At 69.2% G+C, this 26,407-nt stretch carries 28 protein-coding genes, 1 tRNA gene and 1 other RNA gene; 11 read left to right on the top strand and 19 right to left on the bottom strand.

Features of this window, described 5'->3' with window-relative positions; all coding sequences use genetic code 11:
* Positions 1-65: 65 nt before the first annotated feature.
* The 6 genes from ACFWVC_RS25110 to ffs form a co-directional block, all read right to left on the bottom strand.
* Positions 66-1,340, bottom strand: a complete 1,275-nt coding sequence (locus ACFWVC_RS25110) for an aspartate kinase (protein WP_384290337.1) — start codon at positions 1,338-1,340, stop codon at positions 66-68.
* A gap of 231 nt (positions 1,341-1,571) precedes the next feature.
* Entirely contained in the window at positions 1,572-2,216 is a 645-nt protein-coding gene (locus ACFWVC_RS25105) for a DUF5063 domain-containing protein (protein WP_384290335.1), read from the bottom strand.
* The gene (recR, locus tag ACFWVC_RS25100) at positions 2,209-2,808 is read right to left on the bottom strand and encodes a recombination mediator RecR (RefSeq protein ID WP_319663864.1); all 600 of its coding nucleotides are present in this window, start codon (positions 2,806-2,808) and stop codon (positions 2,209-2,211) included. The genes ACFWVC_RS25105 and recR overlap by 8 nt, the downstream gene beginning before the upstream one ends.
* A 46-nt stretch (positions 2,809-2,854) precedes the next feature.
* The gene (locus tag ACFWVC_RS25095; protein ID WP_319663863.1) at positions 2,855-3,190 is read right to left on the bottom strand and encodes a YbaB/EbfC family nucleoid-associated protein; all 336 of its coding nucleotides are present in this window, start codon (positions 3,188-3,190) and stop codon (positions 2,855-2,857) included.
* 189 nt (positions 3,191-3,379) lie between these two features.
* Positions 3,380-5,626, bottom strand: a complete 2,247-nt coding sequence (locus tag ACFWVC_RS25090) for a DNA polymerase III subunit gamma and tau (protein WP_384290332.1) — start codon at positions 5,624-5,626, stop codon at positions 3,380-3,382.
* A gap of 36 nt (positions 5,627-5,662) precedes the next feature.
* Positions 5,663-5,759, bottom strand: an RNA gene (gene ffs / locus ACFWVC_RS25085) — signal recognition particle sRNA small type.
* Between the two features lie 95 nt (positions 5,760-5,854).
* Between ffs and ACFWVC_RS25080 the strand changes: the two genes are divergently transcribed.
* Positions 5,855-5,942, top strand: a tRNA-Ser gene (locus ACFWVC_RS25080).
* Between the two features lie 79 nt (positions 5,943-6,021).
* Here ACFWVC_RS25080 and ACFWVC_RS25075 read toward each other — a convergent pair.
* The 7 genes from ACFWVC_RS25075 to ACFWVC_RS25045 all read right to left on the bottom strand — a co-directional run bounded on the left by ACFWVC_RS25075 (position 6,022) and on the right by ACFWVC_RS25045 (position 10,301).
* Entirely contained in the window at positions 6,022-7,257 is a 1,236-nt protein-coding gene (locus ACFWVC_RS25075) for a tyrosine-type recombinase/integrase (protein WP_384290329.1), read from the bottom strand.
* Positions 7,258-7,267: 10 nt separating this feature from the next.
* Positions 7,268-7,501, bottom strand: a complete 234-nt coding sequence (locus ACFWVC_RS25070; RefSeq protein ID WP_384290327.1) for an excisionase family DNA-binding protein — start codon at positions 7,499-7,501, stop codon at positions 7,268-7,270.
* Positions 7,492-8,889, bottom strand: coding sequence for a replication initiator protein RepSA (gene repSA / locus ACFWVC_RS25065; protein WP_384290324.1), 1,398 nt, complete (start codon positions 8,887-8,889; stop codon positions 7,492-7,494). Before repSA ends, ACFWVC_RS25070 begins: the two co-directional genes overlap by 10 nt.
* A 5-nt stretch (positions 8,890-8,894) precedes the next feature.
* Positions 8,895-9,077, bottom strand: coding sequence for a hypothetical protein (locus ACFWVC_RS25060; protein WP_384290321.1), 183 nt, complete (start codon positions 9,075-9,077; stop codon positions 8,895-8,897).
* A gap of 93 nt (positions 9,078-9,170) precedes the next feature.
* Positions 9,171-9,440 carry a hypothetical protein gene (locus ACFWVC_RS25055; protein ID WP_384290318.1) on the bottom strand — a complete coding sequence of 90 codons (270 nt, stop codon included), beginning with the start codon at positions 9,438-9,440 and terminating at the stop codon, positions 9,171-9,173.
* A gap of 16 nt (positions 9,441-9,456) precedes the next feature.
* Positions 9,457-9,645: a mobile element transfer protein gene (locus ACFWVC_RS25050; RefSeq protein WP_384290315.1), complete on the bottom strand. Its 189-nt coding sequence runs from the start codon at positions 9,643-9,645 to the stop codon at positions 9,457-9,459.
* 17 nt (positions 9,646-9,662) lie between these two features.
* On the bottom strand, positions 9,663-10,301 hold the full coding sequence (locus ACFWVC_RS25045; protein WP_384290344.1) for a DUF2637 domain-containing protein: 639 nt from the start codon (positions 10,299-10,301) through the stop codon (positions 9,663-9,665).
* Positions 10,302-10,309: 8 nt separating this feature from the next.
* Between ACFWVC_RS25045 and ACFWVC_RS25040 the strand changes: the two genes are divergently transcribed.
* The 3 genes from ACFWVC_RS25040 (at position 10,310) to ACFWVC_RS25030 (ending at position 12,062) form a co-directional block, all read left to right on the top strand.
* Positions 10,310-10,651, top strand: coding sequence for a UTRA domain-containing protein (locus ACFWVC_RS25040; RefSeq protein WP_384290341.1), 342 nt, complete (start codon positions 10,310-10,312; stop codon positions 10,649-10,651).
* Positions 10,648-11,313 (top strand): YdcF family protein, encoded by a 666-nt coding sequence (locus tag ACFWVC_RS25035; RefSeq protein ID WP_384290311.1) that lies wholly within the window; start codon positions 10,648-10,650, stop codon positions 11,311-11,313. Before ACFWVC_RS25040 ends, ACFWVC_RS25035 begins: the two co-directional genes overlap by 4 nt.
* 152 nt (positions 11,314-11,465) lie before the next feature.
* The gene (locus ACFWVC_RS25030) at positions 11,466-12,062 is read left to right on the top strand and encodes a hypothetical protein (protein WP_384290308.1); all 597 of its coding nucleotides are present in this window, start codon (positions 11,466-11,468) and stop codon (positions 12,060-12,062) included.
* Positions 12,063-12,529: 467 nt separating this feature from the next.
* Here ACFWVC_RS25030 and ACFWVC_RS25025 read toward each other — a convergent pair whose 3' ends face one another.
* The 3 genes from ACFWVC_RS25025 to ACFWVC_RS25015 form a co-directional block, all read right to left on the bottom strand.
* Positions 12,530-12,772, bottom strand: a complete 243-nt coding sequence (locus tag ACFWVC_RS25025; RefSeq protein WP_384290304.1) for a hypothetical protein — start codon at positions 12,770-12,772, stop codon at positions 12,530-12,532.
* Between the two features lie 516 nt (positions 12,773-13,288).
* Positions 13,289-14,314 carry an RNA-binding protein gene (locus ACFWVC_RS25020; protein ID WP_384290301.1) on the bottom strand — a complete coding sequence of 342 codons (1,026 nt, stop codon included), beginning with the start codon at positions 14,312-14,314 and terminating at the stop codon, positions 13,289-13,291.
* Between the two features lie 209 nt (positions 14,315-14,523).
* Positions 14,524-14,805, bottom strand: coding sequence for a hypothetical protein (locus ACFWVC_RS25015; protein WP_384290339.1), 282 nt, complete (start codon positions 14,803-14,805; stop codon positions 14,524-14,526).
* A 250-nt stretch (positions 14,806-15,055) separates the two neighbouring features.
* Between ACFWVC_RS25015 and ACFWVC_RS25010 the strand changes: the two genes are divergently transcribed.
* From ACFWVC_RS25010 to ACFWVC_RS24995, 4 genes are all read left to right on the top strand, one after another.
* Positions 15,056-15,589: a hypothetical protein gene (locus ACFWVC_RS25010; protein ID WP_384290299.1), complete on the top strand. Its 534-nt coding sequence runs from the start codon at positions 15,056-15,058 to the stop codon at positions 15,587-15,589.
* A 1,199-nt stretch (positions 15,590-16,788) separates the two neighbouring features.
* Positions 16,789-17,307, top strand: a complete 519-nt coding sequence (locus tag ACFWVC_RS25005) for a hypothetical protein (protein ID WP_384290296.1) — start codon at positions 16,789-16,791, stop codon at positions 17,305-17,307.
* A gap of 279 nt (positions 17,308-17,586) precedes the next feature.
* A complete protein-coding gene (locus ACFWVC_RS25000; protein WP_384290291.1) occupies positions 17,587-17,991 on the top strand; it encodes a DUF6221 family protein in 405 nt (134 codons plus the stop codon).
* Between the two features lie 188 nt (positions 17,992-18,179).
* On the top strand, positions 18,180-18,593 hold the full coding sequence (locus tag ACFWVC_RS24995; protein WP_384290285.1) for a hypothetical protein: 414 nt from the start codon (positions 18,180-18,182) through the stop codon (positions 18,591-18,593).
* 318 nt (positions 18,594-18,911) lie between these two features.
* On the opposite strand, the gene ACFWVC_RS24990 is transcribed toward ACFWVC_RS24995, so the two are convergent.
* Positions 18,912-20,363 carry an FG-GAP-like repeat-containing protein gene (locus ACFWVC_RS24990; RefSeq protein ID WP_384290281.1) on the bottom strand — a complete coding sequence of 484 codons (1,452 nt, stop codon included), beginning with the start codon at positions 20,361-20,363 and terminating at the stop codon, positions 18,912-18,914.
* Positions 20,363-21,793 carry an FG-GAP-like repeat-containing protein gene (locus ACFWVC_RS24985; protein WP_384290278.1) on the bottom strand — a complete coding sequence of 477 codons (1,431 nt, stop codon included), beginning with the start codon at positions 21,791-21,793 and terminating at the stop codon, positions 20,363-20,365. The genes ACFWVC_RS24990 and ACFWVC_RS24985 overlap by 1 nt, the downstream gene beginning before the upstream one ends.
* Before the next feature lie 373 nt (positions 21,794-22,166).
* Between ACFWVC_RS24985 and ACFWVC_RS24980 the strand changes: the two genes are divergently transcribed.
* The 3 genes from ACFWVC_RS24980 (at position 22,167) to ACFWVC_RS24970 (ending at position 23,768) form a co-directional block, all read left to right on the top strand.
* Positions 22,167-22,838, top strand: coding sequence for an SMI1/KNR4 family protein (locus tag ACFWVC_RS24980; RefSeq protein WP_384290274.1), 672 nt, complete (start codon positions 22,167-22,169; stop codon positions 22,836-22,838).
* 295 nt (positions 22,839-23,133) lie between these two features.
* Positions 23,134-23,349 carry a type II toxin-antitoxin system VapB family antitoxin gene (locus tag ACFWVC_RS24975; protein WP_384290269.1) on the top strand — a complete coding sequence of 72 codons (216 nt, stop codon included), beginning with the start codon at positions 23,134-23,136 and terminating at the stop codon, positions 23,347-23,349.
* The gene (locus tag ACFWVC_RS24970) at positions 23,346-23,768 is read left to right on the top strand and encodes a PIN domain nuclease (protein WP_384290264.1); all 423 of its coding nucleotides are present in this window, start codon (positions 23,346-23,348) and stop codon (positions 23,766-23,768) included. The genes ACFWVC_RS24975 and ACFWVC_RS24970 overlap by 4 nt, the downstream gene beginning before the upstream one ends.
* A gap of 82 nt (positions 23,769-23,850) precedes the next feature.
* On the opposite strand, the gene ACFWVC_RS24965 is transcribed toward ACFWVC_RS24970, so the two are convergent.
* Complete coding sequence (locus ACFWVC_RS24965; protein ID WP_384290262.1) at positions 23,851-26,382, bottom strand: right-handed parallel beta-helix repeat-containing protein; 2,532 nt, start codon at positions 26,380-26,382, stop codon at positions 23,851-23,853.
* Positions 26,383-26,407 lie beyond the last annotated feature (25 nt).

Raw genomic sequence — 26,407 nt, 5'->3', positions numbered from 1 at the left:
CGGTGGACGGTACGAGTACGGGTCCTACGGGATGCGGGGGCGGACGGACGGAGGGTCCCGGCGCCTCAGCGGCCGCTGCCGCCGTAGACGACCGCCTCGTCGCTCTCGGTGTCGAGACCGAAGGCGGTGTGCACCGCGCGCACGGCCTCGTTGACGTCGTCGGCCCGGGTGACCACCGAAATGCGGATCTCGGAGGTGGAGATGAGCTCGATGTTGACGCCCGCGTTGGACAGCGCCTCGAAGAACTGCGCCGTGACACCGGGGTTGGTCTTCATGCCCGCGCCGACGAGCGAGATCTTGGCGATCTGGTCGTCGTAGCGCAGCGCCTCGAAGCCGATGCCGGCCTGCGTGCGCTTCAGCGCCTCGATCGCCCTCGGGCCGTCGCTCTTGGGCAGGGTGAAGGAGATGTCGGTCAGGCCGGTGGAGGCCGCCGACACGTTCTGCACCACCATGTCGATGTTGATCTCGGCGTCCGCGATCGAACGGAAGATCACTGCCGCCTCGCCCGGCTTGTCGGGCACGCCGACGACCGTCACCTTGGCCTCGGAAGTGTCGTGTGCGACACCGGAGATGATCGCGTGCTCCATGCCCTTGGCGTCCTCTCGCGGCTCATTGCTGACCCAGGTGCCCTGGAGGCCGGAGAACGACGACCGGACATGGATCGGGATGTTGTATCGGCGGGCGTACTCCACGCAGCGGTGGAGCAGCACCTTGGAGCCGGAACTGGCGAGCTCCAGCATGTCCTCGGAGGAGATCCAGTCGATCTTCCGTGCCTTCTTCACCACGCGCGGGTCGGCGGTGAACACACCGTCCACGTCGGTGTAGATCTCGCAGACCTCGGCGTCGAGGGCGGCCGCCAGCGCGACGGCCGTGGTGTCGGAACCGCCGCGGCCCAGCGTCGTGATGTCCTTGCTGTCCTGGGACACGCCCTGGAAGCCGGCGACGATGGCGATGTTGCCCTGGTCCAGGGCGGTGCGGATGCGGCCCGGCGTGACGTCGATGATGCGGGCTTTGTTGTGGACGGAGTCGGTGATGACACCCGCCTGGCTGCCGGTGAACGACTGCGCCTCGTGGCCGAGGTTTTTGATCGCCATCGCCAGCAGGGCCATGGAGATCCGCTCCCCGGCGGTCAGCAGCATGTCGAACTCCCGGCCTGCGGGCATCGGAGATACCTGCTCGGCGAGCTCGATCAACTCGTCCGTCGTGTCACCCATCGCCGAGACCACGACGACCACTTGGTGGCCGGTCTTCTTGGCATCGACGATCCGCTTGGCGACGCGCTTGATGCCGTCGGCATCCGCAACGGAGGAGCCGCCGTACTTCTGCACGACAAGGCCCACGTGCGCTCCTCAAATCTGGTACTGCGTTCGGCTCAGTTTATCGAGCAGGCCGGGATCGACCCCTCACCACCACATGCTGAGACGCCCGGCTCACTCAGCGGGCCACCTGCCCATGGAGCCGCCGGTGTAATCCCGCCGTACGTCGTGCTCAATCTCACCGCGCCCGGCGTACGCCCTCGTGAACAGGGACCGACCACCCGCGGTCCCTTCGGCGGTCCCCCGGGCCGGACGTCACGTCCGCGGGCCGAGCCCCAGCGGTTTGGCGATCTCGGCGGCCATGACACGGCCGGCCTCGTCGGCGAGCCGCTCGTCGTCGTCCGCGCCCGCGTCCGTGTCCAGGCCGTCCAACGCGTCCAGCGGGCTGTCCAGCCGTACGTGCGCGACCAGCGACTGCAGGGCGCGCAGGGACGCCGAGGCGGTCGGGCCCCAGTTGGACAGGTACGAGAACTGCCACCACCACAGCGCCTCGGTGATCCGGCCGGCCCGGAAGTGCGCCAGGCCGTGCGTGAGGTCGGTCACCACGTCCGCGAGGTCGTCGGAGATCCGGCAGGCGACCGGCGTGCTGCGCACGTACGGGTCGAAGATCTCCGAGTAGATGTCGATCGGCTCCAGCAGCACCGCGAGCCGCTCGCGCAGCTCGTCGGTGTCCGGCTCCGGGCCGAGGTCCGGCTCGTACCGCTCGTCGGGGACGATGTCCTCGTGCGCGCCGAGCCGGCCGCCGGCCAGCAGCAACTGCGAGACCTCCAGCAGGAGATAGGGCACCGCGCTGTCCGGGTCGTCGCCCTTGGCGACCTCCCGCACCGAGAGGATGAAGCTCTCGATCTGGTCCACGATCGAGGACGCGAAGTCGTCGGGGTCAAGGGCGTTGTCAGACATCAAGCAGCCGCCTTCCTTCAAAGGCCCGGCCGAGCGTGACCTCGTCGGCGTATTCCAAGTCGCCCCCGACCGGCAGGCCGCTGGCGAGACGGGTGACCTTCAGTCCCATCGGTTTGACCATGCGCGCGAGATACGTGGCCGTGGCCTCGCCCTCGAGATTGGGGTCGGTGGCGAGGATCAGCTCGGTGACCGTGCCGTCCGCGAGACGCGCGAGCAGCTCCCTGATCCGCAGATCGTCGGGGCCCACGCCCTCGATCGGGCTGATCGCGCCGCCGAGCACGTGGTAGCGGCCGCGGAACTCACGGGTGCGCTCGATGGCGACCACGTCCTTGGGCTCCTCGACCACGCAGATGACCGTGGTGTCGCGGCGCGGGTCGCGGCAGACCCGGCACTGGTCGGCCTCGGCGACATTGCCGCAGACCGCGCAGAACCGCACCTTCGCCTTGACCTCGCTCAGGGCGTGCGCGAGCCGGCGGACGTCGGCGGGATCGGCCTGAAGGATGTGGAAGGCGATCCGCTGCGCGCTCTTCGGACCCACGCCGGGCAGTCTGCCCAGCTCGTCGATGAGGTCCTGAACCACGCCCTCGTACACGCTGTGCCCTCTTCGTCGCTCGGACGGTCCGGAAGACCCGGGGCCGTCAGAAGGGAAGGCCGGGGATGCCCCCGAGCCCTTGGGCGAGCGGGCCGAGCTTGCGCTGCTGCAGCTCCTGCGCGCTCGCGTTCGCGTTCTGCACGGCGGCGACGACCAGATCGGCCAACGTCTCCGTGTCCTCAGGATCGACCGCCTTCGGGTCGATGACCAGACCCCGGAGCTCACCGGCACCGGTCACGGTCGCCTTCACCAGGCCGCCGCCCGCGGTGCCCTCCACCTCGGTCTCGGCGAGCTCCTGCTGGGCCGCCGCGAGGTTCTCCTGCATCTTCTGGGCCTGCTTGAGCAGCTGCTGCATGTTCGGCTGACCACCACCGGGGATCACGGTCTCGCTCCTGCCTCACGACGTCGGTTGTACGGGTAGGGCGAGCCTACGTGCTCGGGCGCCCGCTCGCGCTACCCGTAGGCAGGAACGACCGACACGCGTCGCCCGTTCCGGCCGCAGGGACCGGCGAGGGCCGGTCGTTGGGCGGGGCGTTGAGCGGGGCGTTGGGCCGGTGCCGCCGGTCGTCGGCTAGTCGTTGGCGATCTCTTCGATCACGGTGGCCCCCAGTTCCCGCACGATCAGGTCGTGGCCGCTCAGGGCGGTCTCGTCCAGATCCGGGTCGTCGTCCTCGGGCATGTCGTACTCGACCGGAGGCGGCTCGTCGGCGATCGGCGCGTGCGCGGCGGCGGATGCCGCACCGGACACCGCGGACGGCGCCCCCACCGCGGCGCGCGCGGCGGCGGCCCCGCCCGTGGCGGGCGACGCGGCCTGCGGGGCCGGGGCGGCGGGAGCGGCCGACTGGGGCTGCTGGTACGGCGGTTGGGGCTGGCGCGGCTGCTGTGCCGGCTGTGACGGCTGGGGCTGCTGCGGCGCCGCCGGAGCGGGGCCCTGGGGGTGTCCCGGACCGGGACGGGAGCCACCGCCGAAGCCGCCCGCGGAACCGCCGCCGGGGCCTCCGGAGCCTCCGGGACCTCCGGGGCTGACGATCGCCTCGATGCGCCACTGGACGCCCAGCGCGTCGGTGATCGCCTGCTGGAGGACGTCCTCGTGGCCGCGGTTGGCGAAGCTGTCGCGGGCGCCCGGGTTGTCGAAGCCGATCTGGAGCGTGGAGCCGTCGAAGCCGACGAGGCGGCCGTTCTGTTCCAGCAGCATCCAGGTCACCCGGCGCCGGTTCTTCACGGCCTCCAGGATGTCCGGCCACATCTGGCGGACCCGGGAGGGATCGCCGACGGGCGCCGCGGACGCGGCGGCGGGGGCGGCGGTTTCCGCCGGAGCGGGAGCGGGGGGCGGGGTCGCCGGCGAGGCCGCGCCGGGCCAGGCGCCGGGGCGCTGGCCGCCACCGGGGGCGGCGGCGCTCGGCCAGGCACCGGGGCGGGGCGCGGCAGGCGCGGCGGTCTCCGGAGGAGCGGGGGCGGGTGCGGGAGCGGGGGGCGCCGCGGGCGCGGCGGCCTGGGCGACGGGCTCGTCGACGGGACGCGCCGGGGCGTTCACCGCCGCGCGGGCCGCCGCACGGCCACCGCCCGGGGGCAGCGGCTCGCCGAACTCCACGACGGGGGCGGCAGGGCCTCCCACCGAGGCGCGCCGCTCCAGCCGGTCCAGGCGTGCCTGCACCGACCGCTCGTCGTCGTACGCCGCGGGCAGCAGCACCCGTGCGCAGATCAGTTCCAGTTGCAGTCGCGGCGAGGTCGCCCCGCGCATCTCCGTGAGCCCGGTGTTGACCAGGTCGGCGGCGCGGCTCAGTTCGGCCGCGCCGAAGACGCCGGCCTGCGCCCGCATCCGCTCCACGACGTCGTCGGGGGCGTCGATCAGGCCCTTCTCCACCGCCTCCGGCACCGCCGCGAGGATCACCAGGTCCCGCAGCCGCTCCAGCAGATCGGCCACGAACCGGCGCGGGTCGTGCCCGCCCTCGATCACCCGGTCCACGATCTCGAACGCCGACGCGCCGTCCCCGGCGGCGAAGGCGTCCACCACGTCGTCGAGGAGCGCGGCGTCGGTGTACCCCAGCAGCGAGGTCGCCATGGCGTATGTCACACCGGCCTCGCCCGCCCCCGCGAGCAACTGGTCCATCACCGACATCGAGTCACGCACCGAGCCCGCCCCGGCCCGCACCACCAGCGGATACACCCCGGCCTCGACCGGGATCGCCTCGCGCTCGCAGACCTCCGCCAGGTAGTCGCGGAGCGTCCCCGGCGGGACCAGCCGGAACGGGTAGTGGTGGGTGCGCGACCTGATCGTGCCGATGACCTTCTCGGGCTCGGTCGTCGCGAAGATGAACTTCAGATGCTCCGGCGGCTCCTCGACCACCTTCAGCAGGGCGTTGAAGCCCGCCGAGGTGACCATGTGCGCCTCGTCGATGATGTAGATCTTGTACCGGCTGCCGGCCGGCCCGAAGAACGCCTTCTCCCGCAGGTCGCGCGCGTCGTCCACACCACCGTGCGACGCGGCGTCGATCTCGATCACGTCGATCGACCCGGGGCCGTTGCGCGCCAGGTCGCGGCACGACCGGCACTCCCCGCACGGGGTCGGTGTCGGGCCCTTCTCGCAGTTCAGGCAGCGTGCCAGGATGCGCGCGCTGGTCGTCTTCCCGCAGCCGCGCGGCCCGCTGAAGAGGTACGCGTGATTGACCCGGTTGTTCCGCAGCGCCTGCTGCAGCGGGTCGGTGACGTGCTCCTGCCCGATGACCTCGGCGAAGGACTCGGGGCGATAGCGGCGGTACAGAGCGAGGGACACGCTTACGACGATATCCGCCCCCGCCGACAGCCGGGCCCCGCCCATGTGACGGACCCCACACCGGCCGTCCCCGCGGCCCAAAAGAAAGACCCCTCACGCACCCGCCAGAGCCCACCTACCCTTGCTGCCTTCCGGCCCTGGGGGGGTTCAGCGAGATAGCGCCACGTGAGGGGCTGCACCCAGCCTACCCGATCCGATCACCCCCGGATGCACCCCGACGCTCCGCGGGAAGGAGTTCGCGAGCACTCCCTTCCGTCTAGTAATGTTTGCCGCGGAGGATTCGCCTAGTGGCCTAGGGCGCACGCTTGGAAAGCGTGTTGGGGGCAACCCCTCACGAGTTCGAATCTCGTATCCTCCGCCAGTGCCTCACCGGGCACGTTGTCGAAGGGCCCCACCGGTCGCGGTGGGGCCCTTCGAGGTTCTCCGTCTCAGTTTCCGTCTCAGTTGGTATCCGGCGATTTCCACAGCGCGTCGCCGACCTGGCGGGCCACGTTCTTCAGCACGGGTCCGGTCACGTGCATGTACCGCGAGCGCATCCGAGCCGAGCCACCCGGTTCCCAGCCCATGATCGCGTCCACGACGACATCTGGGACACCGAGCAGGAGTAGGACCGTCGCCGCGGTGTGGCGAGCGTCGTGCAGCCGGCCGTCCCGTACTCCCGCGAGCTGGAGCAGCTCCTTCCAGTGGTGGTAGTCCGTGTTCGGCACCAGTGGAGAGCCGTTCGGCTGGGCGAAGACGTAACCGGTGCCTTGCCAGGCGTCGCCAGCGGCGATCCTTTCGCGCTCCTGTTCTTCCCGGTGGCGACGGAGCAGCTTGATCAGCGGATCTGGCAGGCCGATGGTGCGGCGGCCGGCCCGGGACTTGGTCGACTTGTACTCGCGGCGTACCTGCTTGCGCTGCGGGCAATACCCGGCCTTCCTGCCGCAGTTGCCGCCGCAGCCGTGCGTGTACTTCGGGCGAAGGCGGTTCTTGCGGGTGCGGAGGTATCCGGCCTCCAGGTCGACGTCCTCCCAGTGCAAGCCCAGGGCTTCTCCCTGCCGGAGGCCCAGTGCGAGCGCGATCACCCACCGAGCGCTGTTGCGTCGCTTCGACGCCTCCAGGAGGAGACTCTGCACCTCTTCAATCGTGTACGGCTCGATCTCCTCTTCTTCAAGGCGAGGTGCCTTGGCGATCTCAGCAGGATTCGTAGGGACGTGCCCGCGGCGCAGGGCCTCCCCAAGCGCAGTGCGCATAGTGCGGTGCGCGTGGTGAGCTGTGCCGGCAGCACTGCCCGTGTCCTGCATCTTTCGGTAGAAGCGCTCCAGGTGCTCCGGCTCCAACCGGTCCAGGCGGTGCGCTCCCAGACCAGGGACCAAGTGGACACGGACATCTACCTCGTAGCCGTCGTAGGTGTTCTCCGAGACGTAGGGCCTGGCGATGTTCTCCACCCAGTGCTCAAGCCACGTCTTCACCGTCCACGCCTTGCCAGGCTTTCGCAGCTTCTTCTCATCGCGCAGCCGCTCTAGCTCTCGGACAGCCTTGGTGACCTCTGCCCGGGTTTTCCGCTCCACATGGCGGCGGTCGGGCTTGCCATCGTCGCGGACGCCCACAGTGACGCGGCCGTGCCACTTGTCGTCCTTGCCGAGGTAGATCGATGAGGCGCCATTGGGCTGCCGGGTCCGCTTTCGCTCCGTCATGCTCTCTCCCTCAGGCAGCCGCGATCGTGTGGGCAGTCCGACGCAGCTTCGCCACGTAGGCAGGCAGCGCGTCAGCGGGGACCTTGCGAAGGCGGCCGAGAGTGACCGACTCGATCTCTCCCGAAGTGATGAGGCTGTAGCAGGTGGTCCGGCCAATCCCGAGCCGTCGAGCGGTCTCCTCCACGGTGAGGAGCAGCAACGTGGGATCCGTCCCTGAAGGGTCGTGCAGTTCGTTCACAGCCATGCCCCTTCCTCATCGAGTTCCCTCAGGGCTTCGCGGGCGGTTTCGCGGTTGGTTTGGATGTCGCGGTGGATGGTGGCGGCGAGCCAGGATTCGCCGGGTGTGTGGCCGTGGCCGGCGTAGGTCCAGTGGGCGAGGACGAGCGTGGTGGCTTCTGGGGAGTCGTCGGGGTCGGGCAGGCCGAGGGCTTCGCGTTGTTGGGCGGCGCGGTAGTCGGCGCGGACCTGCCGCAGCGCGCCGAGGGTTGTGCTGTAGCGGCGGGATTTGGTGGAGAAGTGGCCGCAGAAGCCGAGCATGTGGGCCCAGTCGAGGAGCTTGCGGTCGGGGTAGAGCTTGTGGAGGTCGAAGCAGGCCTCGATGAGGCGGCGCGGGTGAGGGGGGACGCCGAGGAGTTCGAGGGCTTCGCGGTTGCCGACCCGGCGGTCGACGGTGCCGGTGGTCTCGGCGGCTTTGGTGGCGTACTTGGCCACGTAGGAGGCCACGGCCTGTTCGGTCAGCTCCCCGTCCGTGCCGGCGTCGGCAGAGCGGATGGGCTGGACGTCGAGCTGCGTGCCCCAGGTCAGGGTGCGGGCGGGGTAGTCGCCAGCGGCGGGGACGGGGAGGGCGACGCGGCGGGCGGCGGCGTGGATGGCGTCGGTGAGCAGGTCGAGGGTCGCCCAGGGCGGGGGCTCGGTGTCGGGTCCGTCGGGGCCGTCGAAGCGGACGATGGCGTGGAAGTGGACGGCGCCGCGGCGCTGGTATTCGGCGACCTTGCCGAAGGAGACCCGGCACTGTTCGCGGGCGGCTTGTTGGGTGAGGCCTGCGCGGGCGGCGATCTCGCGGCGGAGGTAGATGGTGAAGTACCGCCACAGGTCGGAGGCGTGGTTGTTCCACAGCACCGCCCCCGCGTAGTGGTAGCCGTCCGGGTCCAGGGGCGTGCCTAACGCCGAGTCGTCCTCGCGGTGGGCTGCACCGCAGCGGCAGCTGCCCGAGGTCGGGCGGTTGTGGACGGGGCCGAAGGACGGGGCGGTGAGGGTGGCGAACGCCTTCGGGTGGACCCGCACGGTGGCGGGGGTGCCCTTGTTCGGGTCGCCGACGAGGCCGGAGCGGATGAGGTGGTAGGTGTCGCCGGCGTAGGTCCAGGCGCAGGCCGGGCAGCGCGAGGCCCGGCGGTTGCCGCAGGCGACGCGGAGCCGCCCACCGGGTTCGGTGTCGGTGGAGTAGGCGTGTAGGACGTGGCCGGTGGCCCGGTCGAGGGTCTTGGTGTAGCCGGTCAGGTGGATGGGGTCTGAGCAGCCGCCGGTGCGGCGGATCTGGTCTTGCCAACGGTCGAAGCCGTCCGACCCGGCCACCCGCAGCAGGTCTGCGAGGGTGGCCGGGTCCAGGCCCGCCGCGGTGGCGGTGTCGGTCAAGGCGGTCACCTCCCGGTCCGGGCGAGGACGCGGGCGGTGAGGGTGTGGCCGGTGCCGTGGCAGCCGGGGCAGGTGACGCGGAGGGTGGCGCGGGATCCATCGGTCAGGCGGGTGCCGGTGGTGATGGCGACGACGGGGAAGCCGTCGCAGTCGCGGCAGACCGGCCGGTGCGGGGCGTGCTGGGGCATGATGAGGGTCCCTTTCGGGTCTGTTGGATCAGGAAGGGGCAGTGGTCCCCGGGGCGGCGGATGTTTGGCGACGGAAGCCGCACCGGGGGCCGGTCAGCGTTTGCGCGTGAGGTGGAGCGAGACGGATGCGCCGCCCACGGTGGGGATGGCCGCAGCAGCGGCGGCGGCGATCGTCTGGAGGGCGAAGGCTAGGACGACGATGACCAGGGCGGTGCCGGCGCTGACGGTGAGGGTGAGCAGGATCTTCCCGGCGTAGGAGGGCGGCGCGGCCTGGATGACGACGACCTGTCCGGGGTGGACGCCGGGCGGGATCAGCTCCGAGGGGCGGTGGTTGGCTCGCAGTTGCGCGTCGGGGTAGCGCACGGTGGGTCATCTCCTTTCAGGGCTGGCAGCGGTGGGTGCGGGCGGCGAGTTCGGCGCCGGAGCGGTCGCGGTAGTCGGTGGAGAAGCCGCAGCCGGGCGCGGTGCAGGCGGCGGAGTGGCGGGTGCGTCCGCGGCCGTCGTGGTAGCTGCCGACCCTCACGGGGCCGATGCGGATCACGTCGTAGAAGCGGTTCGGGCGGGACACGGGGATCGGGTCTCCTTTCAGGCGAGTTGGGCGGCGATCACGTCGGCCAGGGCCGGCGGGACGCCGAGGCGCGTGCGCAGGGTCGCGGTGTCGATCGGTGCTCCCGTGGTGGCGTGGTGGGTGTCGGCGACCTTCCGCGCGTGGGCCAGCAACGCGGGCGGCACGGACGGCGAGGACACCGGCGCCGGTACGGGAGGAGCCTCAGATGGCCCGGCGGACGCGGGGAGCTCCGGCACAGGGTCAGGGGCCCGTTCGACCGTGACCTGTGGAGCCGGTTCCGGAACCGGTGCGGCTTCGGGAGCCGGGAGAGGGTCGGCGGCGAGTTCCGCGGCAGGGTCGGGTGCCGGTGTGTGGGCGAGGAGGGTGCCGCCGAGGAAGGCCATAGCAGGCCAGCCGGCGACGAGGATGCGCAGCCAGGCCGGGACGGCGTTCATGTCGAGCAGCCCCGCGGTGGAGACGTTCGCGCCCAGCGACGCGACCAGGGCGATGACGAACCAAGTCCACGCGGCGCCGGCCGGGCGGTCAGCGGCGCGCAGGATGCGCATGCGGCGCCAGGCGGCGACCAGGAGCAGGTCAACGGAGACGGGGTAGGCCCAGGCCTTCCAGCCGTGTTGGCCGGCGGCTTCGGCGATGTCGTGCAGGTGGGCGAAGGACAGCGCACACGCTGACCAGCTATTACCGGCCCGAGCACGTAGAAGGCACGCGTCTCGTGGACCCGACGCCCGGTCCCGCCGGTCGGGGCGGCGGCTTCCGTGTCCTGTACGACGCGGGTTACGAGATCGACCACATGAAGGAAGCACTCTTCGCGCGCGCCGCCACATCGGACGAGGCGAAGACTCTGCAACTGCCCCCCGGTGAGCCAGTTGTCGAGCTGCATCGGACGACCTACACCGCCTCGGGCACGGTGGTCGAATTCGCCGTCGGCGTGCACGCGGCCTCGCGCTTCGCCTGGGAGTACGACTTCAAGGTTCCGGACTCCGCCAAGGACAGAGAAGGCCAGCAGTGATCTCGACACAGGACTGGTCAGACACGCGACGTCTGTGGGACTACCACCAGATGGGCCACACGCCCCGCCCCTGCTCGGTCGCCATCGGCCTTGGCAGCCACGATCTGGGTGTGGCCGATACGGCGGTAAACCTGTACAAGCGCGGCATGGCGCCACTGCTCGTGTTCACCGGCGCCACCAGTCCCACGACCCGGGAACGCATGCCCCGCGGTGAAGCCGTCCACTACCGGGAGCGAGCACTTGAGCTCGGCGTTCCCAGCTCAGCCGTGCTCGTAGAGCCCCGCGCGCGCAACACGGGCGAGAACATCCGCTTCTCCAAAGACTTGCTCGAAGAGGCCGGCGTCGAGGTGTCCTCGGTTCTACTGATTAGCAAGCCGTACGAGGAAAGGCGAGCGTTCGCCACGGCACGCAAGTTGTGGCCCGAAGTCGAGATCATCAGTGCTTCCACGCCGATGACGTTGGGCGAGTACGTCGACTCCATCGGCGATGCTCGTCTGGTGATCGACATGCTTGTCGGCGCGCTTCAACGGATGCTGATCTACCCGGAGCTGGGCTTCATGATCAGCCAGCCCGTGCCAGACGACGTGATGGCCGCGTACGAACGACTGCGCCAACACGGCTTCACAAGTCGGATCATCACTACCGACACGACCTCCGCTTAGGCGTCATCTCATCGAGGGGTCAGGCTGACGGCTCTAACGGCGTCACCGGACCGAGGGGACCGCTTTTGACTGGCCAAGGATGACCGGCTACTCAATGAGGGAGACGGCGCTGGCTCCGTTCGGCATGCCAACAATCTCGGATGCCTGGGCGGATGAAGGGCCACGACAATGGTGAGATGCCGGCGCCCGAGCTTACTGAGGATGAATATGAGAGATCTGTCGAAAGTCTGCGCGGTGCGCGCCTCGTAGAAGTGACCTACTACCCGCTGAGCTGCGGTGACGATGGCACCGAGGTCGAGGAGTGGGACTTCGGGGTGTGGCACGAGCCCACGATGGGCGTCGGCTTGCTCGCCGAGAACGGCACGCGATATTCAGCAGTGTGGGGCCATAGTTTCGACTACTACGGCTTGGAGGTCTACCGAGAGCCCATGTCCAACCACCTGACCATGATCGGACAGCCCGGAGGGACGCCAGCCGTGGTTGTAACTGACCATCCCTCTTGGTCAGGGCTCATCGGAGTTCCACTGGTGGGCGCCGACATCCTCTGGTCCGAGGGCGACTCCGGAGTACGGCTACCAGTTGCTGTCGAGCTTCGTGCACCTGCTGCCACAGCGTGGCTTGTCTCAGGCCGTTCGGTCCAGTGGCCACCAGACGGGCGTTTTTGGCTCGGAACCGACGACGTAATGACCGTGTTCACGCACGAGTCCGCTGCCGCTGTTGGTCTCTCTCCGGGAAGTACAGAAGGCTGACGACGATGGTCAGCGAAGTCGGCCCAGCCGAGGTGAGGATGGTCGTAAGTACGGGGGCCGCCGCAGGGTCAAGCATCAGGTGAAGCCACACTGTCAAACGGAGCCCTGACCAGGCCTGTTACAGATTTCTCTACCTCATCAAGACGCTCCCGCCGCGCAGAGCGCGGCGGCGCGCGGCCCGGCGCCTCGGCCCGACGCTCCAGTCTTCGCCCCGCTCCGGCCCGGCCGCCGGCCGCCCGCCAGACGGCGAGGGGTTAGCTGAGGAGAAACCGGCTGTGGCTGGGGCGGTCGGCTCCGCGGCTTTACGCAGCCACCATGGGGCGAGCCTCGAAGATCGGGGCCCACATCGGGCTATTGCGGGCAGGCCAGGAGCCAGCCCGATTCGCGGCCAGCGTACGGGCCCCGATCTCTCGCCCCATGGCGGCTCCTGCCCAAAGCCGCTACGCCGCCCGCTCGGCCTCGTGGCGCTAGTCGAAGTACTGAGAGAGATCGTCAAGTGATCCAGGGCCCGTGAAGAACCCCTCGGCGGCTGCCAGGTCAGGCTCGAATCGCGGATGAAGGTCGTTGATCTCCTGCTCGACGGTTCGTTGTCGCCGCGTTGCACCGTCGAGGCGGGCGGTGTTCAGTGCCCCAGCGGTTGCTAGAACCAACTCGCTCCATCGCTCGCCCTGCTCAGCGGGAGCGTAAATGCCTGAGAGCATGTCGGCCATGCCGATCGGGCGAGTGAGAGACGAGGGGTCCACACCAGTCACAGGGAAGAGCTCCCAGCCGCCAGCACATGCGGCGAGTCGGAGAACGCCGGCCCAGTTCCTAATGCGTCCGACCCGCACGTAAACGGAATCCCCGCGGTGCGGGGGTAGGCGGCCCTCATGGAGAGGGTTGGTGGCCGCTATCACGTCGCCCAGGATGCGCCGCTCCACATCAGTGAGGACCCAGCGACCCTCATGGTGAGCCTCTACGGCAGCGTGGAACCAGTCCTCGGCCGCAGACAGGCGGGCTGCGAAGTCATCCGAATCATGGGAGGGCCGGCGTGAGGAAGTGCTCGTCATATCGGCCAGTATCCGCTGCTGGGATCGACCACGAACTACCGACAGCATCGAGGGGATCGGGCGTGCCACAGCCGTGCCAGGTGAGGCGGTGCCGAATGGGGACCCACGGGGAACAGCGGTGACAGGGGCGCTTTGCCGCATGTCAGCCTCCGCCCAGTTGAGGCAGGGTCCGCAGCCTCAGTCTTCCAAACTGGCGCTCCCCGCTTCGAGTGCGGCGGCGCTTGCCTGAGCCATTGAGGCTCCGGTTCGCCAACGAGCCCGCAGAACTCCGTCGTTGTCTGGCATGACAGCTGTGAACAGAGGGACACTTTCACCCGCGTACGCGGACAGTAGTGCGGCGGCGTGGGCGCTGCACATACGGGCGGTCAGCTCCGGGAATGCGGTCTCGTCGGCGATGGCGCTGTGGATGCGGCCGTCGTTGTCCTGCCAGACGCCTTCGACGAGACCTTCTGCGGGGAGGGCTTCCAGGACGGCATCGATGTCGGAGGACAAGGGCGGCCAGACGGCCAGACGGGCCCGGGGAGCCACTCCGGCGCGAACCGTGTCGACGGTGTCGCGGTCGAGGTGGTGCCATCGTGTGGCGCCTTCGAGATACGTCTCCTCCAGGATTCCGGCGTTGCCGTTGGCGACTTCCCTGTGCAGGTCGGCCCAGAAGTCGTCATCGCCGGGCCGCTGGGTGACCTGCTCCTCCTCTTCGGCCTCGAAGGCGTACGGGGAGGCGTCCAGACGTTCTGGGAACAGTCCGAGCTCCCGGGTGCGGGCCAACGCTTCCTCGCAAGGCCGGCTGCTGCTGATGTAGAGGTACTGGTCCCATCCCACATGGACCGCGAATGCGCCTTCAGCCTCCAGTCGGCACCAGGCACCGTTGTCGCGCAACATCGCGCGCACCAGTTGCAGCCCGATTTCGAGCGGTACTTCTGCCCCGTCATAGAAACCGACAGGGCCAGCAGGGAAGAGCCCGTCCAACCCAAAGCCGTCCACCGGAGGCTCCACACCGAAGTGCGCGAGGGACGGGACCTGTGGTTCACGTACGGCCAGGTGATCGACGCCGGTGTCCCTGGCAAAGGCCGCGACCGCCTGAAGGTAAGACGCCTCGACCTCGCCGTGATCGCTGACGGTGTCCTCACTGCCGGTGTAATGCCCGTGTGCGTCACGGTCGGCGGGGTCGTACTTGGTGACGCGGTAGACGTAGGGGAGCTGCACGTTGCCATCTTCCCCCACGGCCGCCGTGCCCCTGGCGTGCCCGATCTGACGGGAAACCGCGGGGAACCACGGTGCCATCGAGCACGAAGAAGGGGCGCCCCCGTGTCTTGGGGCACCCCTTCTGTCCAGCGCCTTCGCTGGCCTACTGCGGAGAGTGTGGGATTTGAACCCACGGTGACATCGCTGCCACGACGGTTTTCAAGATTGCTTCAATCGCCGACAAACCAGAGATACCGGTGTGATCCGTTCAGGACAACCTGACACAGCTCGCGGGCCTGTGCGACCCAGGCCCCGCCGCAGGCATCCGGAAGCCGATCGAGTTCGGCGAGGAGCAACGGGACCTGCCGATGATTGAACATCGCGTCTCCGTAAGGGATCAAGGCCGAGAGCATCGGGAAGGCAGCGGGGTCGAGGGCGGCGAAGGCATCCGTCCATTCCACCCCGCCCCGGACACTGGCCACGATGTCCCCAGAGTCGCCACGTACCTGCATATTGATCACTCGCGGACACTATCGGCGCCTCGTGCCCGTTGCGTGCCCGTTCCGGCAGGACGTAGCGGGGACTCACGGGGAGTAGCGGCGCCAGGCACGCTCCGGCCCAGGTCAGGGAGTTGCCAGGTCAGCCGTCATCCGCATACGGCGTCTTCCAAACTGGTGCAGTTTCCCACCCTGGCACGTGAGGAGGACTGGAATCGGCGCGGCAGAGCACGGCACTTCCATCCTTTTTGAGGAACAATGAGTCATGAAGTACTTGCACACCGATGATCAGTTGAATGCGAGAGAAAAGGCGTCTCTGTGCGAGCAGGAACTGATCGAGGGGATCGATGGCCTACTAGCCGACTGCGACCCGCCCGGGATCATCCGGGGCGAGGCCATGTGGTATCTCGGCACGGCGCACCAGGACGAAAGCAACCTCGAGATCTTTTTGCCGCTCAGCTGGGACCGTGAACTGCGCCTCCGTGTCCTTCTGGTCAACGGAAAGTTCTGGATCGGCTGGGGAGGGGAATTCGGCGAACCGGTCGCATTCGAGTCGTTCCAAGCCCACGGGGTCTCGATCGAGGACATGACGATAACCTTCAGGCACGAGCTCTCGCGTGAAATCCGTGTCTCGCGCCGGAGACGTTTGTTCGGCGGAGCGAATGAAATTCACATCCGTCACGAGAGTGTCTGGATTGATCTGCTCCGCGGCGGCGTGCCGTCAGGAGAGAAGGCGCTCAGAGAAGCGGTGCGCGAGGTGACCCTCTTGGCTCGATCGTTAATCATCCGGCTGAAGTAGCGAAACAGTCCTGGGTGACAACTCGGCCGCCGTCGACCAGGACCGCGCTCCTCCCGGACGCCGCTCTAGGCGGACGCAAGTAGCAGCCAAAGCGGCCGTGCCACATCCGTGCCAGAACAGACGGGGACTCACGGGGAGTCGGGGTGCGCAGGGGTACGTGCTGCCAGACTCCGCCCAGGACAAGGAACCCCAGGTCAGGCCCAGAACGCCCCACCTCGCTCCTAAAGAGGTGATCGCGAATCCTGACGCGGTGCACCATGGAGCCATGCGAGTCTTCGGCAGTCCAGCGGCGGCACCCAGGATGCTGCTACTCAACGAGGTGAGGTTCGATCCGGATTGGATCTTCCGCCTCGTACGTCCCTTGTTTCTCATGCAAGGAGATCGGGTCTCCATGGATGGGGGTCGCCTTCTGGTGCAGCGGGCCGGCGGCCGGGAGGAGTACCCGGCTGCCGACCTCGCTCCGTGGTGCTGGCGTTGGCGGCTCGTCTGACGGCCGTGCCCGCCACGTGCCTGTTTCCGGCGGGACATTACGGGGACTCACGGGGAACAGGGGCGCCAATCGCGCTCCGGCCCAGGTCAGGGAGTTGCCAGGTCAGCCGTCATCCGCATACGACGTCTTCCAAACTGGTGCTCCGGCCGTAGCCTCACCACCTGCGCCACAGCGCGCGCCGCAAGACGTATGGTTTCGCTCGTGAAGGCTCCCTGGATAAGACGTGGTGGTTCTTGGCTCGCTACATGGGTCATCACCACATTGCTGTTCTGGTTGATGGGGAAGGTGACCGGCGAACCAGCAGGTTGGATGGCATCTGGAGTCTTCGCCCTGCTCGCGCTGATTGTTGGTGAATTGTCCCCACGGTGGCACCGCTACCGACGATCAAGAAAGCAGGCCCGTACGCGCTCAGCGGCAGCCAGCGAATAGCAAAGTCGGTCGCCCCGGGGCCGTCTCTGGGCCGTCCGAGGGCGCTCAACGATGACCAACGCTGACAACCGTTGACGGCACAGCCCCAGGTCACAACGTTGATCACTCACGAGGTCCCAGGTGGGCAGGGCCTCACGCCACTTCCAGAAGAACTGGTGACACCCGACCGCGCCCGATAGAAGCCGCCGGCCAAGCTCGCGCCAAAGACTGCGCGGTTACACTGCCGCCTCCGGAGGACGAGACCCACACACAGGTGGTGCTAGGTAGCAGGAGTGTATGCATGAGCATCAGGCCATCGTTGATTCAGTCCGAACGCTTTGATTGGGCTTCCTTGCGCTGCGGTTGCGGTAAAACAGGCGCCCATATCCCAGAGACCTTTGCCAACCTACTCGAAGCCAGAACCCCTCGTGAATTTGCAGATTCATCCCTAGAGGGGCACGCCTACGAGCAGTCGCTCCTTTTCGAGGTAGCCGCGCCCGTCACATCGCTAATCATGGCGGCCCTCAGTGAAGATCTGAGCGAAACGCTGCGCATCAAATTGCTTGGATGCCTAATACGCTGCGTGGGGGGAGAATCTCACTGGACCGAAGTCGAGGCCGGGGCTCCAGAGATTGATATTGCCTGCCACATGGCAGCCCGAGAGGGGATCTGGTCGCTCTATCGGGAGTACGCGACAGGTCGCGCAGACATGGCCAGGATCGCTCTAGAAATAGTCGACAACGACCGGGACCGGTTCACCTATTTCGACACAAAGCTCATCGCCCGGTTCGATAAGAGAATGAAGAAAGTGCGTCACTGACGCGAGTCAGCGGTGGTACTCCCGAGTGCTACTCGCAACGCAGGTGTGGCCGTGAGAGGCAGCGGCAGCCACCAGCACGAACTGCGAACGGACTCTGGCGCAACGGAAGCGTGCCCCTCTCGTGCCAGAACGGACGGGGAGTCAGGGGGAATAGCGGTGCAGAGGGGGGAGCGCCGCCCACTCCGTCCAAGGCCGGGAACCCACAGGTCACACCGCTGACCGCCCCACCTCGCTCCTAAAGCGGGTGTCAGGCGTGGGTTCAAGGTCGATGATGCACTCATGAGCGATGACTTGACGGAGTTCCTGCGGAAGCGACTCGGCGAGGACGCCGAGTTGGCCGGCCGATGCGATGGCGACGGCTGCGGACAGTGGACCGCACACGGCCATACCGTGGACTTCTGTCAGGTGGACCTCTCCGGTTTCCATCCGACGATCGCGGAGCACGTGGCACTTCACGATCCTGCCCGCGTGCTGCGAGAGGTCGCAGCCAAGCGCCGCATCCTGACACGGCATGTGCTCAGCCCTGCTGTCGGTGATCCCGAGTTGCCCTGGGACGACCGAGACGACTGCCAGTGGGACGGGGAGGCCTGGCCCTGCGCCGACCTGCTCGACTTGGCGCTGCCCTACTCCGATCACCCCGACTTCCAAGAGCAGTGGCTGCCGCACCAGATCCGCACCAGATAGAGCAGGGATCACCGGTAAACCACGGTCACGAGAACAACCAACGCCGTGCCGTGCATCTCCTGTTTGCGCAGGTCAGTGGTTGCCTCAGCGGGCGATAGCCGGTGATTCCCAAGCTCAGCGTCCACAGAGATAGAGCAGTCCTGCTGCTCAGTCAGTCCGCGGGTGGGATGGTCGCTACTCTCGGATTCGTGAGTGAAGATAGCCAGCGCATAGCGAACTTCCGAGTCCACCTCGTGCCGGCGGTCCTGGCCCTGGCCAACCCTCCCTGGCAGCGGGATGTGTGGCTGGATCCGTCGACCTTCGAGAATCTGGACCACATCTTCCACACACTCTTCGATGACTTCTGCGACGCCGACCACCCAGATCGCTATCTCGGCACCAGCTTGAGGACCGAGGAAGAGGTCGATCTCATGCGGCAACTGGGAGGCGCACTGAAGGCCGCAGAAGCCGAGGCCCCCAACGACGACGACGCGGAGTACCTCCAGGCAACCGCATGGCCCGAGGTTGTGGCTGTCGCCGGACGACTCGCGCAAGTCATGGTCGCGAACGACCTAGGCGAACTTGCCTCCCTGTACGAAGCCAAGCCCACGGACGAGTCATAACGCGGGTAACAGGGCTGGCACCTGCTGCCGCCCGTCTCAGTTTCCGTCTCATTCACCAGAGTTCGGGGTCGTCTGCACGGGTACGGCGACAGACCCAAGACTCCCCATCGAACCCGCGCGGACACGGGCGTACTGCCCTGGAAAGCCCGCTGGCTAGGACCAACAGACTTGGAAAGCGTGTTGGGGGCAACCCCTCACGAGTTCGAATCTCGTATCCTCCGCCAGTGCCTCACCGGGCACGTTGTCGAAGGGCCCCACCGGTCGCGGTGGGGCCCTTCGTGGTTTCTCAGCCCCGGTTGAACCGGGGGGTGCGGCGGGTCATCCGCCGAGCGTCGATCCGTAGTGCGGTGTGCCGGATGTCGTGATCCCGGTGGACGACGGGCCGAAGAGCACCGAGCCGGTGGTGGTCGGGCCGGTGGGCGTGCCGCGCAGCGACCAGACGGCGCCGTCGCCCGCGTTCTCGCCCGGCGCCGTCACGGACAACTCGGCGCGCCGGTCACCGGAGTGGTCCAGCAGGGACACGCGGCCGCCGAAGCGGTCGGACTTCTCCTCGCTGCCCGGCACGCCTGCCGTGTTCTGGGTGTACGTCTTGGCGCCCTTGGTGGTGAGGCCGGCGGCCGAGCCGTACAGGACGGTGACCGAGCCGGTGGTCGCGGCGGCGCCGGTCGACTCGCCGGGGGCGCCGACGGCGAGGTCGGCGTAGCCGTCGTTGTTGATGTCGCCGAGGGAGACGGAGGAGCCGAAGGCGTCGCCGGTCTCTGAGGTACCGGGCACGCCCGGGGTGTCCTGGGTGACGGTGAGCAGGGCACGGCCGGTGTCCACACCGTCCGGGCCGCCGTAGCGGATGGTGACCTTGCCGCCCTTCGCGCCCGCCGGATCGGCCGATGTCTCGCGGTGGTTGCCGACCACGACGTCCGCGTAGCCGTCACCGTCGATGTCGCCGACGGCGGAGACGTAACCGCTGGGCATGTACACCAGCCAGTCGGGGAAGTTGCCGATGCTGCCGTCCACCAGGGCGGTGACCGCGTCGTCGGTGTCCTTCGCGCGCCCGTGGACGACCAGACCGGCGAACCCGCGTCCGGTGACATCCCCGGTGGAGAGGTACTCGATGCCGTAGGAAGCCGAGTACGGGCGGACGGCGTCCTGGAAGGATCCGCCGTTGCCGCCGTGGAAATCGCCGGTCTTGGTGAACGGACCGGACACGAAGTTGAGGCCGAAGAGGCCGGAGGAGCCGGTCGCGATCTCGGGCATTCCGTCGCCGGTGAAGTCGCCCGCGGCCACCGCCTTGCCGTAGTGGTCGTTCTCGCGCTGCATGTGGTTGACGAGCGTACGGCCGCCGGTCAGACCGGACTTGGAGCCCCAGACGATGACGATCGTGCCGTCGTCGGTGTCGCCGTCGACGTCCTCGCCGGGGGCGCCGACGACGAGGTCGGCGTAACCGTCGCGGTTCAGGTCGGCGGAGGCGAGGGAGGAGCCGAAGGCGTCGCCGGTCTCGGCCGTGCCGGGGATACCGGCCGAGTTCTGGCTGAGCAGCTTGTACGAGGACGGCTTGAGCCCGCTGGAAGCCCCGTAGACGACGGACACCGCACCGGCCCGCGCCTTGCCGCCGACGGTGGCGTCGGGCGCGCCGATCGCGAGGTCGGCCCGGCCGTCGCCGTTGAAGTCGTACGGCTTGGCGGGCGCGGCCGCCTGGGCGGCGGGGGCGGTGAGGACGAGCGGGGTGAGGGGGGTGAGGGTGGCCGCGAGCAGGACGGCCAGTCGGCGGTACATCACTGGGCGATCACCCAGCCGAAGCCGGCGCCGCCCTTGAGGGAGACGCCGCGTGCGGTGAGGGACGTGGCGCCGGTGGTGGTGAGGCCGGAGGCGCTGCCGCGCAGGACGGTGACCGCGCCGTAGCCGTTCTCCCCGCCGGCGCCGACGACCAGGTCGGCCTTGCCGTTCTTGTCGAGGTCGATCAGGCGGACGGACTGGCCGAAGGCGTCGTCGGCCTCGTTGCTCCCCGGGACGCCGGCGGTGTTCTGCGTGTACGACTTGGCGCCCGACCCCTTCAGCCCGGTGGCCGAGCCGAACAGGATCGTCACCGAACCCGAGTCCCTGGCCGCGCCGTTGTCCTCGCCGAGGGCGCCCACCGCGACGTCGGCGTACTTGTCGCCGTTGATGTCGCCGACGGCCAGCGCCGAGCCGAAGAGGTCGTCGGCCTCGCCCGTGCCGGGCACGCCTGCCGTGTCCTGATGGATGACGGTCGGCTTCTGGGCCGGGTCCGGGCCGTTCGCACCGCCGTACCAGACGGTGATCTGGCCGCCCTTGTGGCCGCTCTTCTTGGTGCTGCGCGGGTCCTCGTGCTCGCCCAGGACGAGGTCGCCGTAGCCGTCGCCGTTGATGTCGCCGATCGCGCCCTGGCTGCCGTCGGCCTGGGCCAGTTCGGTCTGGGCGTAGTCCGACTCGGGGTGGGATTCGTCGCCGGGGTCGTAGCTGAAGTAGCGGATGTCGCCGCCCTCGTCGCCGGAGACGGCGAACGGGTAAAGGCGCTCGGCCGCGCGGTCGCCGTTCAGGTCGCCCACGATCACCTCGTACGTCGAGCCGAGCTCACCCACGCCGGTCAGGCTCACGGGCTTGCCGGTGCGGGCGAAGGGGCCCCTGTACAGGCCGGTGCGGCTCTGACCGGTGATGGTGACGTCCGTCTTGCCGTCACCGTTGAAGTCGCCGGTCGCGACGCCGGAGGAGTAACCGCCCCACTCGCTGAGGCCGGAAGGCGAGGGCAGGGCCGAACCGCCGGTCAGGCCCGACTTGCCGCCCCATATGACGGTGGCGGAACCGACGCCGTCGCGGGAGCCGATGCTCTCGTACTGGGAGCCGACGACGAGGTCCGCGTAGCCGTCGACGTTCAGGTCGCCGGCGGCGAGGCTGCTGCCGAAGCGGTCCCCGTCCTCGGCGGTGCCGGGGACGCCGGCGGAGTTCTGGGTGATCACGGTCTTCTTGGCGGCCGAGACACCGGAACGCGAGCCGTACAGGACGACGACGGCACCGGCGTTCTGCGCGGATCCGACCTGGGCGCCGAACGCGCCGATGGCGACATCGCGGTAGCCGTCGCCGTTGAAGTCGCCGGCGAGCCCGGAGGGGGCGGCTATCGCGGTGCCAGGCAGACAGGTGAGCAGACCGGTGGTGAGGGTGGCGGCCAGCAGGATGGTGCTTTTGCGCAAGGGGGCTCCAGAAGGGCGGGCGAGGGTGCGGCAGGAGGACCGCCAGGGCAGAGCGAGTCGTGGGTGCTGCGGGCGGGTTCTCCTGCGCGTACGGGGAACGGCGATCAAGAGACCCCCGTCGAGGAGTAAAAGTTGTACGCGAGTTCGGCAAAATTTTGAAGAGGCTGTGCCGGCGAGGCAGTCGAGACGGGATACCTGTCCGGCATCGGGTGGTGATCGACGAAGGCGGAGGCTTCTCGGGAGCGGGCGGGGAACGGATCAGGAGTTCCATGCGGCGAGGTCAGGGGTCGCACTCCGCGGACATCATGCGGCGGACAACCGTCGTCGGTGACATGGGCTAACGTCCATGCTCGCCGCTGACAGGAGGAGCCAGATGGACGTACGAACAGGCTGGTCGGGAGTCCGGGAACGGGTGGTCGCGGCGGTGGAGGCCGAGCGCCGGGCGCACGGCTGGCGGTCGTCGCAGCGCCCCATCTTCGAACCTGTCCTGACGGCCGCCGAGATCGCCGAGGTCGAGGCGCAGTACGGTGTCGAACTCCCCGAGGACTACCGCACGTTCCTGGCCGAGGTCGGCGCCGGCGGACCCGGGCCCGCAATCGAGCTGACGTCGTTGCGCCGGGTGAACGGGATCTGGGGGTGGGTCTGGGCGGAGGGCGATCCCATACTCCTGGACCCGAGCGGGCCGTTCGTCGAGACCGAGGAATGGGCCGGGCGGCAGATCGCGACCCTTCGCGCCGCCGGCCACGAGCCCAGCACCCGGGACGAGGACGACGACTACCTGGACGACTACCGCAAGGCCTTCGGCGACGCCGGAGAGTTGCTCTGGCGTGAGGAACGGGTGCGAGGCGCGATCCTCATCAGCGACAACGGATCCGGGATGACCGGCTGGCTCATCGCCGTCGGCCCGCACCGCGGGGAGCTCCGGGACCGGGACTGCACGACCAACCCGCCCTTCGAGCCGTACATCGACGAGCGGGGAAACCGCCACACGTTCCGCACCTGGTATCTCGAATGGCTCGAGGAGCGCGAGAGAGGGACTCGGTGATCACGGGGGCGGCGGACGGCCGGCGACGACTCGGTGCCGGTCCGCGCCGCGACGAGTTCGGAGCCTCGGTCATGTACGACCGTGACAGGAGCAGCCGGACCTGGCGCAGCAGCGCGCGAGCCAAGCTCCTCGATTGCCGTGGCGGAACGAAACGGGCTCCCGCTCGGTCCTGCCATCAGTCAGCGCGTCCCGGCGGACACGTTCCCTGTTCTTCAGAAGCATCCCGCTTCACCACCGCGTAGGCATCCCTGGAGATATAATCGATGCCATCCTTGATATCAATGGAGGTGGCTTCATGAGTCGAACCGTGATCGACCTCGATGACGAACTGCTGGCCGATGTCGCCCAGGCACTGGGGACGAGCACCAAGAAGGACACCGTCAACAAAGCCCTGCGCGAGGTACTGGACAACCGGCGGCGGGCCTTGGCGCTGACCCGGCTGCGTGCGTCTGCGGACGAGGGCGGCTTCGACCTGGACCTCTTCGAGGACAAGAAAAACTACCGTCGGTGAGCGCGGCTCAATTTCTGATCGACACCAGCGCCCTCGCGCGATTTCTGCGAAGTGACGCCGAACAGTACGGCTGGGACCAGGCCGCGGCGGCAGGACTCATCGCGACCTGTCCGGTCACGGAACTGGAGTTCTTCTACAGTGCACGTTCCGCTGAGGACCGGGCCCGGAGCATCGAGGACATGCGTCTGCTCTTCGGCTGGGTACCGATTGACGACCGGGCGTACGACCGGGCTTTGAACGTGCAGGAACTGCTGACCCGCAAAGGGCAGCACCGTGGCGCCGGCGCGGTGGACCTGGTCGTGGCGGCGACCGCGGAGCTCCAGGGGCTGACCCTTCTGCACCGTGACCGGGACTTCGCGTGCATCGCGGCCGTCACGGGGCAACCCCTTCAGTGGTACGGCCCGGACGCCGGGAAATAGGCCCGCACGGCGCGTCACACCCTGGCGTCGGAACGGAACCGAAGCCGTCGCCCCATCGAGCACGTTGTGTTCGGGGGCGGCGTCACGACGGGGTGGCGGGGACCGGGAGGTCCTGGGTTTCGAGGCTGATGAGTTGGTCCGGGGTGGGGGCGGGGAGTTCGGCGACGCGCTGGGCCTGGCGTTCGGTCATCTCCTGGAACATCTGCCGGGCGGAGCGGCCGTTGCCGAAGCCCTCGCCGCGCGGCAGGCGCTCGAAGAGCAGGGCGAGTTCGGAACGGGCGGCGGGGGTCAGCTCGTACTGGTGCTCCTCGGCCTGGTGCTCGACGATCGAGACCAGTTCGGCGGCGTCGTAGTCCTCGAAGAGCAGGGTGCGGCCGAAGCGGGAGGACAGGCCCGGGTTGGAGCTGATGAAGCGGTCCATGTCGCCGGGGTAGCCGGCGGCGATGACGACCACGTCGTCGCGGTGGTCCTCCATCAGCTTGACCAGGGTGGCCACGGCCTCCGTGCCGAAGTCGTTGCCCGCGCCGAGCGGGGCGAGGGAGTAGGCCTCGTCGATGAACAGGACGCCGCCGAGCGCACGGTTGAAGGCGGCGGTGGTCTTGGGGCCGGTGTGGCCGACGTACTCGCCGACCAGGGCCGTGCGGTCGACCTCGACCAGGTGGCCGCGGCGCAGCAGGCCGAGGGCCTTGAGGAGCCGGCCGTAGAGCCGGGCCACGGTGGTCTTGCCGGTGCCGGGGTTGCCCGCGAAGACCAGGTGCCGGCTGAGCGGCGGCGCGGGCAGGCCGGCCTCCTCGCGGCGGCGGACCGTCTGCATGAGCTTGACCAGCGAGCCGACGTCGTGTTTGACGCGGTCGAGTCCGACGAGGGCGTGGAGTTCGCCGAGCAGGTCCTCCAGGTGCTCCTCGGGAACGTCCTGGGCGTCGCCCGCCCCCGCGGTGCGGGGCTCGCCGGGTGCCGCGGGGGGCGTGGCGGGAGAGCCCGGCCGGGAGGGGGCCGCGGCGGGCGCGCCGAAGGTGAGCGGGACGCCGTCGGCCGTGCAGTCCTCCAGGCGCGGGGCGGCGCCCTCGTCCGTGCCGAGGGCCTCCGCGCAGTCCCGGGTCCGGCACTGCCGGAACAGCGGGTCGGCGGACGCGCCGACGTGCAGGGCGGGGAATCCGGAGCCGGTCACGTCGAGGCTGGTGAAGGTGCCGCCGGCGCCGTCGGCGAGGAAGACGCCGTTCTTGGCGGGCCGGCTGATCCGCAGGTCGGTGACCGAGGGCCGGGCGCCGGTCCAGACGACGACGCCGGAGCCGCCGCAGTCCTCCACCGATCCGCCCTCGACCGTGGCGTCGGCGCCCTTGTCGACGACGACGCCCGCCGCGCCCGCCCCGATGATCCGTATCCCGGTGAGGACGGCGACGCCGCCGGACGCGACCTGGACGCCGATCTCCTTGGTGCCGGTCACGCTGGTGCTCTCCACCCGGGTGCCGGTGGCCGAGCCCACGCCGATGCCCGTCGCCGCGCCGTCGATCCGGCAGCCGGTGACGGTGGCGGCGGCCTGGTCGACCACGGCGACGCCGGTCATGGCCACGTCGCGGATGCCGCAGTCGGCGAGTTCCACACGCGAGTCCCCGGCGGCGTGGACGCCGTGTTCGGAGCCGCCGCGCACCAGGCAGTCCGCGAGGTGGCCGGTGGCGGTGCCGGAGGCGTGCACGGCGCTGAAGGCGCTGCCGTCGATCCGGCAGTCCGCGAGGCGGGCCGTGGCGACGCCGGTGAGGAGCACCCCGTTGGCCCCCGCGTCGGCCACGGCGCAGCCGGTGGCCTTGAGTTGGGCCTTGTCCTGTACGGCGAGGCCGACGGAGGCGGCCCCGCGGATGCGGCAGTCGGTCAGTTCGGCGCGCGCCGATCCGGTGAGGTGCACACCGGCCGCGCCGGGCGACTCGATGCGCAGTTCGCCCGCCGTCGCCTCGGAGCCGTCCTCCAGCAGCAGCCCGGCCCGGCCGGTCCCGGTCAGCGTGGAGTCGGCCAGCCGCAGCCGCGCGTTGCCGCGCAGCCGGATGCCGGAGCCCGTGGTGCGGCCGAGGCGCAGTCGTACGGCGTCGAGCCGGGCCGATCCGGACAGGACGACGCCGGTGCCGTCCACGCCCGTGACGGTGGTGTCCTCCACCTGCGCGCGCACCCCTCCGGCGAGGTAGAGGCCGGCCAGCCGGGCGCCCTCCAGACGGCACCGCCGCAGCATCACGGCGGTCGTGCCGGCCTCCTCGTCGTCCGGGCCGCGGACCTGGATCCGGCCGCCCTCGACGGCGCAGTCCTCCATCACCAGCCCGGCACCGGGCTGGACCGCGACCGCGGGGGCGCCCTCGTCGGAACCCCACACGGTCACGCCGTGCAGGGCGCAGTCGGGGCCGTCGACGGTGACGGCCGGCCGGTCACCGGCCGGTGCCGCCAGTACGACGCTGCCCCGGCCGTGCTCCGCCGTCAGGACGACCGCGCGGTCGAGCACCACGGCCTCGTTCCAGGTGCCGGGGGCGATCACGACCAGATCGCCGGGGGCGGCGGCCCGCACCGCGTCGGCGATCCGGTGGAAGGCGCCCTTGCCGCCCTGTCCTTTGGGGGCCACGGTGTGACGGGTCATGTCCGGATCCTTCGCTGGCTCTGCT

This window comes from Streptomyces sp. NPDC058691 (assembly GCF_042714775.1).
Taxonomy (GTDB): domain Bacteria; phylum Actinomycetota; class Actinomycetes; order Streptomycetales; family Streptomycetaceae; genus Actinacidiphila.
Note: the sequence above shows the minus strand (reverse complement) of the source record. Positions and strands in the feature narration are given on the sequence as shown.

Bases quoted from the DNA above. Each gene is read 5' to 3' on its own strand.
- ACFWVC_RS25010 (WP_384290299.1), top strand. From the start codon at position 15,056: ATGAAGTACTTGCACACCGATGATCAGTTGAATGCGAGAGAAAAGGCG.
- ACFWVC_RS25000 (WP_384290291.1), top strand. From the start codon at position 17,587: ATGAGCGATGACTTGACGGAGTTCCTGCGGAAGCGACTCGGCGAGGAC.
- ACFWVC_RS25090 (WP_384290332.1), bottom strand. From the start codon at position 5,626: ATGGGCGGGGCCCGGCTGTCGGCGGGGGCGGATATCGTCGTAAGCGTG.
- ACFWVC_RS25015 (WP_384290339.1), bottom strand. From the start codon at position 14,805: ATGCAGGTACGTGGCGACTCTGGGGACATCGTGGCCAGTGTCCGGGGC.
- ACFWVC_RS25075 (WP_384290329.1), bottom strand. From the start codon at position 7,257: ATGACGGAGCGAAAGCGGACCCGGCAGCCCAATGGCGCCTCATCGATC.
- ACFWVC_RS24990 (WP_384290281.1), bottom strand. From the start codon at position 20,363: ATGTACCGCCGACTGGCCGTCCTGCTCGCGGCCACCCTCACCCCCCTC.
- ACFWVC_RS25005 (WP_384290296.1), top strand. From the start codon at position 16,789: ATGAGCATCAGGCCATCGTTGATTCAGTCCGAACGCTTTGATTGGGCT.
- ACFWVC_RS24975 (WP_384290269.1), top strand. From the start codon at position 23,134: ATGAGTCGAACCGTGATCGACCTCGATGACGAACTGCTGGCCGATGTC.
- ACFWVC_RS25060 (WP_384290321.1), bottom strand. From the start codon at position 9,077: ATGCCCCAGCACGCCCCGCACCGGCCGGTCTGCCGCGACTGCGACGGC.
- ACFWVC_RS25025 (WP_384290304.1), bottom strand. From the start codon at position 12,772: ATGGCCGACATGCTCTCAGGCATTTACGCTCCCGCTGAGCAGGGCGAG.
- ACFWVC_RS25070 (WP_384290327.1), bottom strand. From the start codon at position 7,501: ATGGCTGTGAACGAACTGCACGACCCTTCAGGGACGGATCCCACGTTG.
- ACFWVC_RS25105 (WP_384290335.1), bottom strand. From the start codon at position 2,216: ATGTCTGACAACGCCCTTGACCCCGACGACTTCGCGTCCTCGATCGTG.
- ACFWVC_RS25030 (WP_384290308.1), top strand. From the start codon at position 11,466: ATGAAGGGCCACGACAATGGTGAGATGCCGGCGCCCGAGCTTACTGAG.
- ACFWVC_RS24965 (WP_384290262.1), bottom strand. From the start codon at position 26,382: ATGACCCGTCACACCGTGGCCCCCAAAGGACAGGGCGGCAAGGGCGCC.
- ACFWVC_RS24980 (WP_384290274.1), top strand. From the start codon at position 22,167: ATGGACGTACGAACAGGCTGGTCGGGAGTCCGGGAACGGGTGGTCGCG.